The organism is Gemmobacter aquaticus (assembly GCF_007859075.1).
In the GTDB taxonomy this organism is placed as follows: domain Bacteria; phylum Pseudomonadota; class Alphaproteobacteria; order Rhodobacterales; family Rhodobacteraceae; genus Gemmobacter; species Gemmobacter aquaticus.
Genome location: NZ_VOAK01000011.1, coordinates 524,988 through 538,848 on the forward strand (window position 1 = coordinate 524,988; position 13,861 = coordinate 538,848).

Consider the following 13,861-nt stretch of genomic DNA (forward strand, 5'->3'; position numbering starts at 1 on the left):
TCATTTGTGGCGTCAGGGCAGGGCGCAAGGGCCAATCTTGATCGCGCTAATTGACAGCGCCGCCCCGGTAACCCACTTCTGACAGGCGGGTGCAGGCTTGCTGCGCGCGATCGAAAGACTGGACAGCACGAGATGAAGATCGACCCCGATGCCATCCCCGAGGATGGTCGGAGCGTGGCCACACCAATGGCAAGGGCCGAAGGCGAAACCCCGATCAGTGGGCCGCAGCGGTTCGTGATGCGCCAGCCGCTGATCACGGATATCTCGGCCGCGCGCTGGTTGCTGTTTCTGATCCTCGCGGCCTCGATCTACTTCTTTTACGGCTTCATCGTTCCGGTTCTTGCCGCGACGGTAATTGCGCTTGCAAGCTGGCCTCTGCGGACGAAGGTGGCGCGCGATCTGGAGCTTGGGCGGACCTGGGCCGCGACGGTGCTGGTTCTGATCTTTGTCTGCTTTCTTGTCGTCCCCATCATCATGGCGCTGGTCTATGCCTTTGGTGAGTTGAAGATCTGGATCAACTGGGCCATCGCCATCAACGCGCAGGGTATGGACACACCGGTCTGGATGCGTGACCTTCCGCAAGTGGGGGATTGGCTGGACGAGCAATGGCGCGACCATATCGGCCGACCCGGCGCGATTTCCGAGATTGTCTATCTGGTCAGCGGATCCAACATCGGGGCGATCTACAGCACAGTCGTGACGGCGGGCGCTTTGGCCTTCCATATGGCGCTGACGCTGCTTTTCATGTTGATCACCCTGTTCGTGCTGTATCGCGACGGGGACCGCATTGCCGACCAGATCGACCGCGTGGGTCTGCGCATCCTGCCAAGCCGTTGGGAAAGGTTGTCGCGCGTGGTGCCTGCCACGATCAGCGCAACGGTCACCGGCATGACCCTGATCGCGATCGGCGAAGGTGTGATCCTTGGTACCGCCTACTGGATTGCCGGGGTGCCTTCGCCCGTCACCTTTGGCGTCATCACCGCCTTCATGGCGCTGATTCCGGGCGGGGCGCCGCTGTCATTCACGCTGGTCTCGATCTATCTGGTGGCCTCGGGCTCGGCCTTCGCGGGGGCCGCGCTGTTCATCTGGGGCACGGTGGAGCTGTTCATCGTCGACAAGACGATCCGGCCGGTTCTGGTGGGCGGGCCGGTAAAGCTCCCATTCCTGCCGACGTTCTTCGGGCTGATCGGCGGGGTCAAGACCATGGGCATTGTCGGGCTCTTTGTCGGGCCGGTACTCATGGCGCTGCTGGTTTCGATCTGGCGAGAATGGCAGCGAGAGATTTCCGAGGAAGAGGAACGGCAGCGCAGCCGCTCTGCATCACGACCCTAGGTGGTCGGCGGGAAACGCACCACCACACGCAGGCCGCGTCCCTCGGGGCCGGTATCGACCATGATGCGGGCGTCAAACGCCTCGGCGATATCGCGCACGATCAATAGCCCCAGCCCATGCGCCGAGGCGCGCGCAGTGCGGGCGACCTGCGGCCCCTCCAGCGCACGGCGGATCGTGGCCATCTGCGTCTCTGACAGCGGCGGGCCGGTATCCTCAACGGTAACCTCGGCACCTGTGGGCCCCGGTGTGACCCTTACGGTCACCGTCGGGTCAGGGCCTGCGTGGGTCAGCGCGTTGTCGATCAGGTTGTGAAGCAATTCCTGCACCAATGTCGCCTCTGCCATCCCATAGGCGGGCAGGTCGCCCTCAAACCCAAGATCGCAGGCCGCCTCGGGTATGCGTTCGGTCACCAGTTGCCGGGCGATATCGGTCAGGTCCAGCCGGCTGCGGGCAGGTTGCGCCCCCGCCGCCTCGACCTGAGCCAGCAGCAGAAGCTGGGCCAGCACCCGTTCCGCCCGGATGAGCGCGGCATCGGCCTTGTCGAGTGCTGCCGAGATCATCGCCGGGTCACCGCCGCGACTTGCCATGGCAAGCTGCATCCGTGCCGTGGTCAGCGGTGTGCGGATCTGGTGGTTTGCGCTCCCCGAAAAGGTCTTGAGCGCCGAAACCGTTGCATCCAGCCGCGCCATGAAGCCGTTGATCGCCTCGATCAATCCCTCCACCTCGCGGGGGACATCGGCACGGATCGGGGTCAGATCCGCCGGAGCCCGCGCGGCAAGCCCTTGTCCCAGACGGTTCAGCGGGCGCAGCGCCAGCGTGACGGCGATCCATGAGACCACCGCCGCTGCCGTGGCAAGAAGCGTCATCCGCAGGGCCGAGCGCGTGAGCAGCGCGCGGGCCAGCGCCGCCCGCGCCCGCGTCGATTCCGCCACGGTGACCGAGAAGGCCAGATCGCCCTCGCCGGTCGACAGAACCCGCGTCAGCGTCGCCGCGCGCACCTCGACCCCGCGCGTGACGAAGCCTGCGAAAACCGTGGTGCCGGGGGCAGCGCCGGGGACGCGGGGCAGATCCTCGTAGCCCGTCAGGATGCCCGCCGGGCTATCGACCCGGTAGAACACCTGGTCCTGCGCGGTAGAGGCCAGCATCTCGAGCGCCGCATAGGGGATATCGACATCGAGGCCCCCGTCGGTGCTGACGGTGACCCGTTCGGCAATCGCCAGCGCCGATCCGGCAAGGATGCGGTCCGAGATTGCTTGGGACGTGCGCAGCGCCTCGGCCCGGGTGTCCAGAAGCGCCAGTCCTCCGATGACAGCAGACGACAGGAACAGCCAGGCCAGCAGCCGCCCACGGATCGAGGCGGGTGCGATCATGGCCCCTCGCGAGGTTTTTCGATGAAGTACCCAAGGCCGCGTGCCGTGCGCAGGTTCAGCCCGAGGGGAGAGAGGCGGCGACGCAGGCGGCTGATGTATTGCTCGATCGCATTGCCCGACAGCTCGTCATCGATCGTGGTCAGTGACTGGACGATCGCATCCCGCGTCACGACGCGCCCGGCGCGGGTGACGAGAAGCTCGAGCAGCGCCAGCTCGCGCGCGGGCAGGTCGATGGCTTCGGCCCCCACGCGGAATTGCCGGGCAACCAGATCAAAGGTCAGCGGACCCAACTGGATTGTCGCCGCGCGCAAGCCTGCCTGACGCCGCAACAGTGATCGCACGCGGGCCTCGAACTCGGCTACGTCAAAGGGCTTTGTCACATAGTCATCCGCACCAAGGTCAAGCCCCTTGACCCGGTCCTCGGATGCGCCGCGCGCGGTCAGGATCATCACCGCCGCCTGATTGCGCCGCGCCCGGATCGCGCGCAGGACGCCCAGCCCGTCAAGCCCCGGCAGGTTCAGATCGAGGATCACCAGATCAAAGGTTTCCGCCAGCGCCAGATCCATGGCCGAAAGCCCGTCATGCACATAATCGACCGCGTAGCCTGCCGTGGTCAGCAGGGTGGTCAGGGCCTCGGCCAAGGGTAGGTCGTCTTCGGCAAGCAGGATGCGCATGGGGCCAAGCTTAGGGCCGCGCGTGCAGCTTGTGAACTGCCCCGTTTCAGGCGCCCGTTTCAGGCGCCCGTTTCAGGCGGTTGTGCGGGGGCGGGCGCTCTGCAACAGTAGCGCCATGGGATGGAAGGCCTCTCTTGCCGCGCTGATGTTTGCCGCCACCGCCGCCTCGGCGGAGGTCGCGCATTTTCCGGCCCCCGATGGTGGCGAGGACCGGCACCTTCGGCTGTATTCCTCGCTGGACGTGCATCTGGCCTTGCCGCTGATCGAAGGGTTCCAGCGCCTGCACCCGGATATCGCCGTCAGCTATGACGAGATTCTGACCGCCCCGCTTGCCGAGCGTGTGATTGACGAAACGGACGCGGGCGGGCCGACTGCCGATCTGATCTTTTCATCGGCCATGGATCTGGTGGTGAAGCTGGCCAATGATGGCTATGCGCGCCCCGCGCCGGTGCCCGAGGCGGCGAACTGGCCCCGTTGGGCCAACTGGCGCGACATGGCTTTCGCGCTGACCTATGAGCCGGGCGTGCTGATCTATCACAAGCCGTCGTTCCCCGATGGGCCACCCGATACGCGCGCGCAGTTGATGGACTGGCTGGAGACAGCGCCGAAGGGCAAGATCGGCACCTATGACGTGACGCAATCCGGCGTGGGATACCTGTTCTTCCTGCGCGATCTGGAACATTTCGCCGATCTCTGGTCGCTTGTGGGCGCGATGGGCGAGGCGGGGCTGCGGGTCTTTCCGACCAGTCAGGACATCATCGCCCGCGTGAATTCGGGCGATCTGCTCATCGGCTACAACATTCTTGGCAGCTATGCCGCCGATCAGGCCGCGCAGATGCCGAATCTTGGCCTGACCTTGCCGCGCGACTTTGTCGTGGTGGTCAGCCGGGTGTCGATGGTGCCGCGCGCTGCGGCCAATCCCGAACTGGGCGAGTTGTTCCTGTCGTTCCTCATGTCGCGTGAGGGGCAGACCCTGCTGGCCGAAAAGCTGCGCCTTCCGGCCGTCAGTCTGGAAGTGTCGGGCAGCGCCAGTGCCGGTGCGATGAACCGTGTTTTCGGCGACCGGCTGCGCCCGGTGCCCGTCAGCCCCGGCCTACTGGTATATCTGGATCAGGCAAAGCGCGCCCGTGTTCTGGCCCGCTGGAGAGAGGTTCTGGACCTGCATTGAGTTTCCGCGTTGCGGCGTCAGGTTCATGACAGGTTTGCGTGTTGAACATGGCTCCAGTCCGGGGCGAGGAGGCCCCAGACCTTGGGAATCGGCGGCATGACCGCCCCTTCGGGAGGAACGACATGAAACACTTCATCCTTGGCTCCGCACTTTCGCTCGTGCTGGCCATCCCCGCTTTTGCCGATGACTATACGATCATGGCGCCGGCCAACCCCGGCGGCGGCTGGGATGCCACTGCGCGGTCGATGCAAGAGGTGATGCAGGCCGAAGGTATTGCCGGCAACGTCGAGGTGACGAACGTTCCGGGCGCCGGCGGCACCGTGGGCCTTGCGCAGTTTGTGGCGGATGCAAAGGGCGATCCGTCCAAGCTGATCGTCGGCGGCTACGTGATGCTGGGCGCGATCCTGACGAACAACAGCCCCGTGACCCTGGCCGATGTGACCCCGATCGCGCGTCTGACGGGCGATACGCAGGCCATCGTGGTTCCGGCGGCATCCGATATCCAGACCATCGGTGATCTGGTTGAAAAGCTGAAGGCTGATCCCGGCGCCGTATCCTGGGCGGGTGGCTCGGCTGGTGGTACCGATCACATCACCGTGGGCCTGCTGGCAAAGGCTGCGGGCGCCGATCCGTCGAAGGTGAACTACATCGCGTTCTCGGGCGGTGGTGAGGCGATGGCGGCTATCCTTGGCAATCAGGTCACCGCCGGTGTCTCGTCGGTGGGTGAGTTTGCCGAGCAGGTCAAGGCCGGCACCATGCGCCTGCTGGCGGTCTCGTCGGCCGAGCGTCTGCCGGGCATCGAGGCGCCGACGCTGAAGGAAGCGGGCTTTGACGTCGTCGTGCAGAACTGGCGCATGGTCGCCGCCGCGCCGGGCCTGACGGATGAGCAGGTCGCCAAGATCTCGGCCGATATCGAAAAGCTGAACGGCTCGGCGGGCTGGACCTCGGTGCTGGAAACCAAGGGCTGGGCCAACACCTATCTCGCGGGCGATGCCTTTGCCGAACAGCTGAAGGCCGATACCGCAGCGACCGAAGCCGTCCTGCGTGACATCGGGCTTGTGAAATGACCGGCCACTTCGTGCCACAGCGCCGCCCCTCGTGGGCGGCGTTCGTTATCGCAGCGGGGCTGGCGGCTCTGGCGGCCGTGATGCTGTGGGATGCCACGCTTCTGAAGCAGGATGGCGGCTATGGCGGTGTGGGGCCTGCGGATGTGCCGCGCCTGATCGCCATCGGATTGCTCGTTCTGTCGGCCGCGACCGTGTACGCGGGCATCCGGGGCAATGTGCCGCGCGCACCGCGCCAGGAACCGGCGCCGGTGCTGTGGATGCTGGGCGGGCTTGTAGCACAACTTGTGCTGCTGCATCCGGCGGGCTTTGCCATTGCAAGCGGGCTTCTTTTTGGGTTCACGGCGCGTGCCATGGGGAAAAAGCCGCTGTGGCTGACCTGCGGTGTCGGGTTTCTGATGGCGCTGGTTGTCTATGGCATCTTTGATCGACTGCTGAAACTCGACCTGCCCGCCGGGCCCATCGAGCGACTGATCTTCGGGGGCTGAGATGGATACCTTTGGTTTGCTTCTGCACGGGCTCTCGGTCGCTATGGACCCGATGATCCTGTTCTATGCGCTGGTCGGCGTGACACTGGGCACGGCAGTTGGCGTTCTGCCCGGCATCGGCCCCGCGCTGACCGTGGCGCTGCTTCTGCCTGTGACCTACGGTCTCGACCCGGCCGGGTCGATCATCATGTTCGCGGGGATCTACTATGGCGGGATGTATGGCGGCTCCACCACCTCGATCCTGCTGAACACGCCGGGCGAAAGCGCCTCGATCGTGACGGCGATCGAAGGGAACCAGATGGCCCGGAAGGGCAGGGGTGGACCTGCGCTGGCAACCGCCGCCATCGGCAGCTTCGTGGCCGGGCTGATCGCCACGCTGCTTCTGGCCTTTCTTGCGCCGCAGGTCGTCAAGCTGGCCCTGACGCTGGGACCGCGTGAATATTTCGCGCTGATGGTGCTGGCCTTCGTGACCGTCTCGGCCACCTTCGGGGACAGCACGCTGCGCGGTTTGACCTCGCTCTTCATCGGGCTTGCGTTGGCCTGCGTGGGCATCGACGGTCTGACCGGCGCTGCGCGGCTGACCTTTGGCGTGCCGCAACTGATGGACGGGATCGAGGTCACGACCATGGCTGTTGCGCTCTTCGCCTTGGGTGAGGCTTTTGCCGTGGCTGGCCAGCATGCGCCCGAAGACGGAATGCACAAGGTCAAGGGGCGCGTCTGGATGACCAAGGAAGACTGGAAGCGGTCGTGGAAGCCCTGGCTGCGCGGCACGTTCATCGGCTTCCCCATCGGGTCGATGCCGGCGGGTGGGGCGGATGTAGCCTCGTTCCTGTCCTATGCGACGGAACGGAAATGTGCGCGCCGCCCTGAAGAATTCGGGCAGGGCGCGATTGAAGGCGTGGCGGGACCCGAGGCTGCCAACAACGCCGCCGCCGCCGGTACGCTGGTGCCGCTGTTGACGCTGGGCCTACCGACCACGGCGACGGCCGCGATCATGCTGGCCGGGTTCCAGCAGTTCGGCCTGCAACCGGGGCCCTTGCTCTTCGTGATGAACGCAGAGCTGGTGTGGGGTCTGATCGCAAGCCTTCTGATCGCCAACATCATGCTGGTCGTTCTGAACCTTCCGCTGATCGGGCTGTGGATCCGTCTGCTATCGATTCCCAAGCCCTGGCTTTACGGCGGCATCATGCTGTTTGCGACGCTCGGCACGATCGGGGTCAACCCCTCGCCGGTCGAACTGGGCATGCTGATCATGTTCGGCATCATGGGCTATGGGATGCGCCTGTTCGGCTACCCGGTCGCGCCCGTGGTCGTGGGGCTGATCCTTGGGCCGATGGCTGAACAGCAGCTGCGCCGCGCGCTGTCGATCGCGCAGGGTGACTGGATGACGCTGGTGTCGACGCCGGTTTCGGCAATCCTGCTCTTGATCTCGGCGCTGTTCCTGATCGTGCCGATGATCATGCGCCTGCGTGGCGGGGGCGAGGTGCTGCGTCAGGTTGCCGGCGACAGCGACTGAACAGAAAAAGGCTGGGACTGAACAGAAAAAGGCCGGGGCGTCGTGATGGCGCCCCGGCCAGTTCGGTCTGCGACCGTTCAGACCACGTTGAAGGCCGGGCCGTAGGGATACTTGGTAATATCCTCGTTTCCATCCTCGGTGATGAACAGGATGTCATGCTCGCGGTAGCCGCCCGCACCGGGCTGACCCTCGGCGATGGTCAGCATCGGCTCCATCGAGATCACCATTCCGGGCTCAAGCACGGTGTCGATATCCTCGCGCAGCTCAAGCCCCGCCTCACGACCATAGTAATGCGACAGCACGCCGAAGGAATGGCCGTAGCCAAAGGTGCGATACTGCAGCAGATCGCGCTCGGCGAAGAAGTCGTTGATCTTGGCCGTAACCTCGGCGCAAGAGGCGCCGGGCTTCAGAAGGCTCATGCCATATTCATGGGCCGCGATATTTGCCTCCCAGATCTTGAGGCTGGCGGCGTCGACCTCACCCACGAACATCGTGCGCTCCAGCGCAGTGTAGTAGCCCGAGATCATCGGAAACGTGTTCAGGCTGAGGATATCGCCCCGCTGCAGCTTGCGTGAGGTGACCGGGTTGTGCGCGCCATCGGTATTGATGCCCGACTGAAACCAGACCCAGGTGTCACGATACTCGGCATCGGGAAAGCGCTTGGCGATCTCCAGCTCCATCGCATCACGTCCGGCCATGGCCACGTCGATCTCGCGTGCGCCCTCCTTGATGGCGTCGTGGATCGCAAAGCCGCCAACATCGGCGACAGCCGCACCGTGGCGGATCAGGTCAAGCTCTGCCTGCGATTTGCGCATGCGTTGCTGCATGGTGGCAGGCGCGATATCCAGCACCTTCGAGGGCGAAAGGAAGGCGCGTAGCTTGTCCGATTGTAGCAGGGTCAGGTGATCGGCCTCATAGCCCACGACCTTGCCGGGACCGGTCACCGACAGGATCGCGCGCCAGTAGTTGTCGCGCTGCCAGTCGGTATAGGTGATGTTGTCGCCATGGCAGCGCCGCCAAGGTTGGGACGCATCAATGCCCGCGCTGATGGTCACGCTTTCGGACATCGTGACGACAAGGCCATAGGGACGCCCGAACGAGCAGTAGAGGAAGCCCGAGTAGTAGGCGATATTGTGCATCGAGGTGAAGACGCAGGCGTCGACCCCCTGTTCGGCCATCGCGCGACGCAGGCCAGCCAGACGTGCATCGTATTCTGACGCGGCGAATGGCAGGACGCGGTCGCCCTGATGAAAGCGGTACATCTGCGGACGATCGGTGGTGGCTTCGCCAAAGCGGGCGTGTTCAGTCATGTCAGACCTCCAAACTGGGGTCTGCGCATGCGAACGAGACCCCGAAAGGTCCCGGCGTACAGGACATGGCAGGCAAGGCTGCAAGCGGTGGGGACATACCCCTGTGGCGACGCCATCGCCACGGCTCGTCCATAAGAATACGCCAATCCGGCTATTCGGCAAGTGGTTTCGCGTCAGATCTGGATCAGGACGAAATCGCCATTTGGGCCGAAGTCAAGGCTGTTGGGCGCGACGTCCTCGATGATCACAGTCACATTCAGGAATCGGACCACTGCGTCGCCGCCCTGATAGGTAAAGGCGATGTTCAACTGTTCGGGTTGGGTCAGCAGGATCTGCACCTCATCGACGCCTGAACGAAAGCCGGTGATGTGATCGACGCCATCGCCCCGGCGGAACTGAAAGGTGTCGGCACCTGCGCCACCGGCCAGTGTATCGTCGCCGGTTCCGCCCCGCAGCGTGTCATTGCCAAGCCCGCCGTTCAGCCGGTCATCCCCCTTGCCGCCATCGATCCGGTCGCGACCGCCTCCGCCTGATGCTGTGTCGGAACCGCTGTCGCCAAAGATCCGGTTCCCAGCCTCGTTCCCTGTCAGCAGGTCATTGCCATTGCCGCCCGAAAGCCAATCCGCGCCACCGCGGGCGATCAGCGTGTCGTTCCCGCCGAGCCCCTTGAGGTGGTCGAGTTTGGCGGGCTTGCCCAGCATACGGTCACCTTCGGGTGTGCCGAGTGTGGGGGGAATTAAGAGGGCTTCCAACGCGGATAGCGCAGCGCCCCCATCATGTGATGGGATCGGAAAAGTCATGGCCGAAACCTCTGTAAAAATTGTTGTCGATAATGAAACAGAGGTTACGCCAGAATCGCGATTTTACCAAGAACTCAGACCAATTCCTTGACCGCCTCCATGGCGACATAGGTTGACGTCGCGGCGACATGGGGCAGGGCGCTGATCCGTTCGGCCAGAACGCGGCGATAGTCAGAGATATCCGACGTGCGCACCTTCAGCAGATAGTCAAAGCGGCTGGCGATCATGTGGCACTGCTCCACCTCGGGGATGGCGCGGACCGCGCGGTTGAAGGCCTGCAGTGCCGCCTCGCGCGTGTCCGACAGACGCACCTCGACAAAGGCCACATGCGCAAGGCCCATGGCGATAGGGTCCAGCATCGCGCGATATCCTGCGATGACGCCCGCATCCTCAAGCCGTTTCAGCCGCGCCTGGGTGGGGCTCTTAGACAGGCCGATGCGGCGCGCGAGCTCGGTCGCGGCGATGCGGCCCTCGGTCGCGAGGATGCGCAGAATCGCCTCGTCATAGGAATCAAGCGATGCGCGGGCGGATGGCATTGAAAACCCCCTGAATTTAAGTCGATGTGGCTTCAATATGGCACATGATCGGGAATATTGCCTGCGAAATCCGCTGTATTCTTGCGCAAACAGGCCGCCCGAACAGGCCAAATGCCCCCATTCCCCGAGGAGAGCCCCATGAGCGCGATGATGCAGGACAGCTGGAGCGTGATCGAAACCGGCAGTCTGACTGACGAGGCCGCGCTGGTCCGCCGCCTGATCGCGGAAACCGGCCTCGACGCGGCTGCCCGTGCCCGCATCACCGCCGCGGGGGCCGATCTCGTGCGCCAGATCCGTGCCTCGACCAAGCCGGGGTTGATGGAGGTGTTTCTTGCCGAATACGGGCTTTCGACCGACGAGGGGATTGCCCTGATGTGTCTGGCCGAGGCGCTGCTGCGGGTGCCCGATGCCGAGACGATGGATGCGCTGATCGAAGACAAGATCGCGCCCTCGGACTGGGGGCGCCATCTGGGCAAGTCGGCCTCAAGCCTTGTGAACGCCTCCACCTGGGCCCTTATGCTGACCGGACGGGTGCTGGACGACCGCGAGCCGGGTGTGGTGGGGCACCTGCGTGCGGCCGTCAAACGTCTGGGCGAGCCGGTGATCCGTACTGCCGTGGGGCGCGCCATGAAAGAAATGGGCCGCCAGTTCGTTCTGGGTGAAACCATCGAGGCTGCGATGAAACGCGCCCGCGAACTGGAAGAGCGCGGCTATACCTACAGCTACGACATGCTGGGTGAGGCTGCGCGCACCGAAGCTGACGCACGCCGGTATCATCTGTCCTATTCCAAGGCGATCACCGCCATCGCGGCGGCCGCGACCACCGGGGATATCCGCACCAATCCGGGGATCTCGGTCAAGCTCTCGGCCTTGCATCCGCGCTATGAGGTCGCCAAGCGCGCCCGAGTGATGGCCGAGCTTGTCCCGCGGGTCAAGGCGCTGGCAGGGCTTGCGAAGGCCGCGGGTCTTGGCTTCAACATCGACGCGGAAGAGGCTGATCGGCTTCAGCTTTCCCTGGAAGTGATCGAGGCGGTGCTGGCCGATGAAAGCCTTGCTGGCTGGGATGGGTTCGGCATCGTCGTGCAGGCCTATGGCCGCCGCGCGGGTGCCACGCTCGACTGGCTCTATGGTCTTGCGCAGCGGCTCGACCGTCGCATCATGGTGCGTCTGGTCAAGGGCGCCTATTGGGACGCCGAGGTAAAGCGCGCGCAGGTGATGGGGCTGGAAAGCTTTCCCGTCTTCACCCGCAAGCAGGCAACCGACGTGAGCTACATCGCGAATGCCCGCAAGCTTCTGCGCATGACCGACCGGATCTATCCGCAGTTCGCGGGCCACAACGCCCATACCGTCGCCGCAATCCTCGACATAGCGCAGACCGAGGGCGTGGGCGTCGATCACTACGAGTTCCAGCGCCTGCACGGCATGGGCGAGCGTCTGCATGACATCGTGCTGACCGACCGCAAGGCGCATTGCCGGATCTATGCGCCCGTCGGCGCGCATCGCGACCTTCTGGCCTACCTGGTGCGTCGTCTGCTTGAAAACGGCGCGAACTCCAGCTTCGTCAATCAGATCGTGAACGAGGAGGTGACGCCCGAAGAGGTTGCGTCCTGCCCGATCACCTTCATGGAAGGCGTCTCCGAGGTCGCGAACCCTGCAATCCTGACCGGCCCGCAGATCTTTGGCAAACGCACCAACTCAAAAGGGTTCGATCTGACCGATACTCGCGATCTGGCGGTGATCGAGGCTGCGCGGGCACCCCATATGGAGACGCTCTTTGATGCCCGCCCCCGCATCGCCGGGCCGGTGGCCGGCGGTTTGCGGCTGGATGTGATCAACCCTGCGACGGGTGCGCGCGTGGGCAATGTGATCCCTGCGGCTGCGCCCGATGTGCAAGCGGCATTGGCTGCGGCAACGCCATGGTCGGCTGCACCTGCCGAACGTGCCGCCGTTCTGCGCCAAGCGGCCGACCTGTACGAGCAGAACTTCGGTGCGATCTTTGCGCTTCTGGCGCGCGAGGCGGGCAAGACCCTTGCCGACGCCGTGGCCGAACTGCGAGAGGCGGTGGATTTCCTGCGCTATTACGCCGATGGCGCTGATGGGCTGGACGCCCCGGCGCGCGGCCGGTTCGTCTGCATCAGCCCGTGGAACTTCCCGCTGGCCATCTTTACCGGCCAGATTGCTGCGGCGCTGGCGGCTGGCAATGCGGTCCTCGCCAAGCCCGCCGAACAGACCCCGCTGGTTGCCACGCTGGCGGTTGATCTGCTGCTTCAGGCCGGGGTGCCCGCGACGGCGCTGCAACTGCTTCCCGGTGACGGCGCCGTAGGGGCGATGCTGACGTCCGACTCGCGGGTGAACGGCGTGGCTTTCACCGGATCGACCGAGACCGCGCTGATCATCCGCCGTGCGATGGCCGAAAACCTCGACCCGACCGCACCGCTGATCGCCGAGACCGGCGGGCTGAACGCCATGGTCGTCGACTCGACCGCCCTGCCAGAGCAAGCGGTGCGCGACATCATCGCCTCAAGCTTCCAGTCGGCGGGTCAGCGCTGTTCGGCGCTGCGCTGCCTCTATCTGCAGGAAGATATCGCGCCGCATGTGCTTGAGATGCTGAAAGGCGCCATGGCCGAGTTGACTCTGGGCAACCCCTGGGATCTGGCAACCGACGTGGGCCCCGTGATCGACGCCGAGGCGCAAGAGGGGATCGCCGCCCATGTCGCCAAGGCCCGCAGCGAGGGCCGCGTTCTGGCCGAACTTCAGGCACCGGGGCAGGGCACCTTCATCGCGCCGACCGTGATCCGCGTTGCCGGAATTGCCGAAATGGGGCGCGAGATCTTCGGCCCGGTCCTGCACGTGGCGACCTTCAAGGCCAGCGCGATCGACCGTGTGATTGATGACGTGAACGCCATGGGCTATGGCCTGACATTCGGCCTGCATACGCGTATCGACGACCGGGTGCAGCGCGTGGTCGAACGCATCCGCGTCGGCAACACCTATGTGAACCGCAACCAGATTGGCGCTGTGGTGGGTAGCCAACCCTTCGGCGGCGAGGGGCTTTCGGGCACCGGGCCGAAGGCGGGCGGGCCGGAATATCTGATGCGCTTCACAGCCGAAACCGCACCGCAGATCGCAGGCGGCATCCATGGCGCGGCTGTCGAGGCCGATGTGCAACGCGCGCTTACCGCGCTCCAGATCCCGGATGCGGCGCTTGAGACGCAAGACCTTCCCGGCCCGACTGGCGAGAGCAATCGCCTGTCCTTCTACCCGCGCCGCCCGCTGATCTGCCTTGGGCCCGGTGCCGAAGCGGCACTGGTGCAGGCTGAGGCGGTGCGCCGTCTGGGTGGCCACGCGGTCGAGGCCCCCGGCCTTGAACCTGAGGCGCTGACCCGTTTGTCAGGCTTTGCCGGAGCGATCTGCTGGGGAGCAGATGCTCGCGCCCATGCGCGCGCGCTGGCGTCCCGAAAGGGGCCGATCCTGCCGCTGATTGGCGGTCTGCCCGACCGTGGGCATGTCGTGCTGGAACGCCATGTCTGCATCGACACCACCGCATCGGGCGGCAACGCCCAACTGCTGGCGCAGGTTGCCGAGGGCTGAAGGGTGGGCTGA

The 13,861-nt window shown here is 64.9% G+C and carries 11 protein-coding genes; 6 read left to right on the top strand and 5 right to left on the bottom strand.

Features of this window, described 5'->3' with window-relative positions; genetic code table 11:
• Positions 1-186: 186 nt before the first annotated feature.
• Positions 187-1,332: an AI-2E family transporter gene (locus FQU74_RS04615; protein WP_146286206.1), complete on the top strand. Its 1,146-nt coding sequence runs from the start codon at positions 187-189 to the stop codon at positions 1,330-1,332.
• On the opposite strand, the gene FQU74_RS04620 is transcribed toward FQU74_RS04615, so the two are convergent.
• Both FQU74_RS04620 and FQU74_RS04625 read right to left on the bottom strand, forming a co-directional pair.
• Entirely contained in the window at positions 1,329-2,702 is a 1,374-nt protein-coding gene (locus FQU74_RS04620; RefSeq protein ID WP_146285248.1) for a sensor histidine kinase, read from the bottom strand. The two genes, FQU74_RS04615 and FQU74_RS04620, sit on opposite strands and share 4 nt — an antisense overlap.
• Positions 2,699-3,376: a response regulator transcription factor gene (locus FQU74_RS04625; RefSeq protein WP_146285249.1), complete on the bottom strand. Its 678-nt coding sequence runs from the start codon at positions 3,374-3,376 to the stop codon at positions 2,699-2,701. Before FQU74_RS04625 ends, FQU74_RS04620 begins: the two co-directional genes overlap by 4 nt.
• Positions 3,377-3,491: 115 nt before the next feature.
• On the opposite strand from FQU74_RS04625, the gene FQU74_RS04630 reads away from it, so the two are divergent.
• From FQU74_RS04630 to FQU74_RS04645, 4 genes are all read left to right on the top strand, one after another.
• Entirely contained in the window at positions 3,492-4,544 is a 1,053-nt protein-coding gene (locus tag FQU74_RS04630; RefSeq protein ID WP_146285250.1) for an ABC transporter substrate-binding protein, read from the top strand.
• A gap of 122 nt (positions 4,545-4,666) precedes the next feature.
• The gene (locus FQU74_RS04635) at positions 4,667-5,611 is read left to right on the top strand and encodes a Bug family tripartite tricarboxylate transporter substrate binding protein (protein WP_146285251.1); all 945 of its coding nucleotides are present in this window, start codon (positions 4,667-4,669) and stop codon (positions 5,609-5,611) included.
• Entirely contained in the window at positions 5,608-6,096 is a 489-nt protein-coding gene (locus tag FQU74_RS04640; RefSeq protein WP_146285252.1) for a tripartite tricarboxylate transporter TctB family protein, read from the top strand. Before FQU74_RS04635 ends, FQU74_RS04640 begins: the two co-directional genes overlap by 4 nt.
• Position 6,097: 1 nt before the next feature.
• Positions 6,098-7,612 carry a tripartite tricarboxylate transporter permease gene (locus tag FQU74_RS04645; protein ID WP_146285253.1) on the top strand — a complete coding sequence of 505 codons (1,515 nt, stop codon included), beginning with the start codon at positions 6,098-6,100 and terminating at the stop codon, positions 7,610-7,612.
• Between the two features lie 77 nt (positions 7,613-7,689).
• Here the strand turns inward: FQU74_RS04645 and FQU74_RS04650 are convergent, their stop codons facing one another.
• The 3 genes from FQU74_RS04650 to FQU74_RS04660 all read right to left on the bottom strand — a co-directional run bounded on the left by FQU74_RS04650 (position 7,690) and on the right by FQU74_RS04660 (position 10,258).
• Positions 7,690-8,922 (bottom strand): aminopeptidase P family protein, encoded by a 1,233-nt coding sequence (locus tag FQU74_RS04650; RefSeq protein ID WP_146285254.1) that lies wholly within the window; start codon positions 8,920-8,922, stop codon positions 7,690-7,692.
• A gap of 173 nt (positions 8,923-9,095) precedes the next feature.
• Entirely contained in the window at positions 9,096-9,623 is a 528-nt protein-coding gene (locus FQU74_RS04655) for a calcium-binding protein (RefSeq protein WP_158635570.1), read from the bottom strand.
• 173 nt (positions 9,624-9,796) lie between these two features.
• Complete coding sequence (locus FQU74_RS04660) at positions 9,797-10,258, bottom strand: Lrp/AsnC family transcriptional regulator (protein ID WP_146285256.1); 462 nt, start codon at positions 10,256-10,258, stop codon at positions 9,797-9,799.
• A gap of 138 nt (positions 10,259-10,396) precedes the next feature.
• On the opposite strand from FQU74_RS04660, the gene putA reads away from it, so the two are divergent.
• The gene (gene putA, locus FQU74_RS04665; protein ID WP_146285257.1) at positions 10,397-13,849 is read left to right on the top strand and encodes a bifunctional proline dehydrogenase/L-glutamate gamma-semialdehyde dehydrogenase PutA; all 3,453 of its coding nucleotides are present in this window, start codon (positions 10,397-10,399) and stop codon (positions 13,847-13,849) included.
• The last annotated feature ends 12 nt before the right edge of the window (positions 13,850-13,861 follow it).

What these genes read in the sequence shown, in the direction of transcription:
- FQU74_RS04615 (WP_146286206.1), top strand. Translation starts at nt 187, where the DNA reads ATGGCAAGGGCCGAAGGCGAAACCCCGATCAGTGGGCCGCAGCGGTTC.
- FQU74_RS04620 (WP_146285248.1), bottom strand. Translation starts at nt 2,702, where the DNA reads ATGATCGCACCCGCCTCGATCCGTGGGCGGCTGCTGGCCTGGCTGTTC.
- FQU74_RS04625 (WP_146285249.1), bottom strand. Translation starts at nt 3,376, where the DNA reads ATGCGCATCCTGCTTGCCGAAGACGACCTACCCTTGGCCGAGGCCCTG.
- FQU74_RS04630 (WP_146285250.1), top strand. Translation starts at nt 3,492, where the DNA reads ATGGGATGGAAGGCCTCTCTTGCCGCGCTGATGTTTGCCGCCACCGCC.
- FQU74_RS04635 (WP_146285251.1), top strand. Translation starts at nt 4,667, where the DNA reads ATGAAACACTTCATCCTTGGCTCCGCACTTTCGCTCGTGCTGGCCATC.
- FQU74_RS04640 (WP_146285252.1), top strand. Translation starts at nt 5,608, where the DNA reads ATGACCGGCCACTTCGTGCCACAGCGCCGCCCCTCGTGGGCGGCGTTC.
- FQU74_RS04645 (WP_146285253.1), top strand. Translation starts at nt 6,098, where the DNA reads ATGGATACCTTTGGTTTGCTTCTGCACGGGCTCTCGGTCGCTATGGAC.
- FQU74_RS04650 (WP_146285254.1), bottom strand. Translation starts at nt 8,922, where the DNA reads ATGACTGAACACGCCCGCTTTGGCGAAGCCACCACCGATCGTCCGCAG.
- FQU74_RS04655 (WP_158635570.1), bottom strand. Translation starts at nt 9,623, where the DNA reads ATGCTGGGCAAGCCCGCCAAACTCGACCACCTCAAGGGGCTCGGCGGG.
- FQU74_RS04660 (WP_146285256.1), bottom strand. Translation starts at nt 10,258, where the DNA reads ATGCCATCCGCCCGCGCATCGCTTGATTCCTATGACGAGGCGATTCTG.
- putA (WP_146285257.1), top strand. Translation starts at nt 10,397, where the DNA reads ATGAGCGCGATGATGCAGGACAGCTGGAGCGTGATCGAAACCGGCAGT.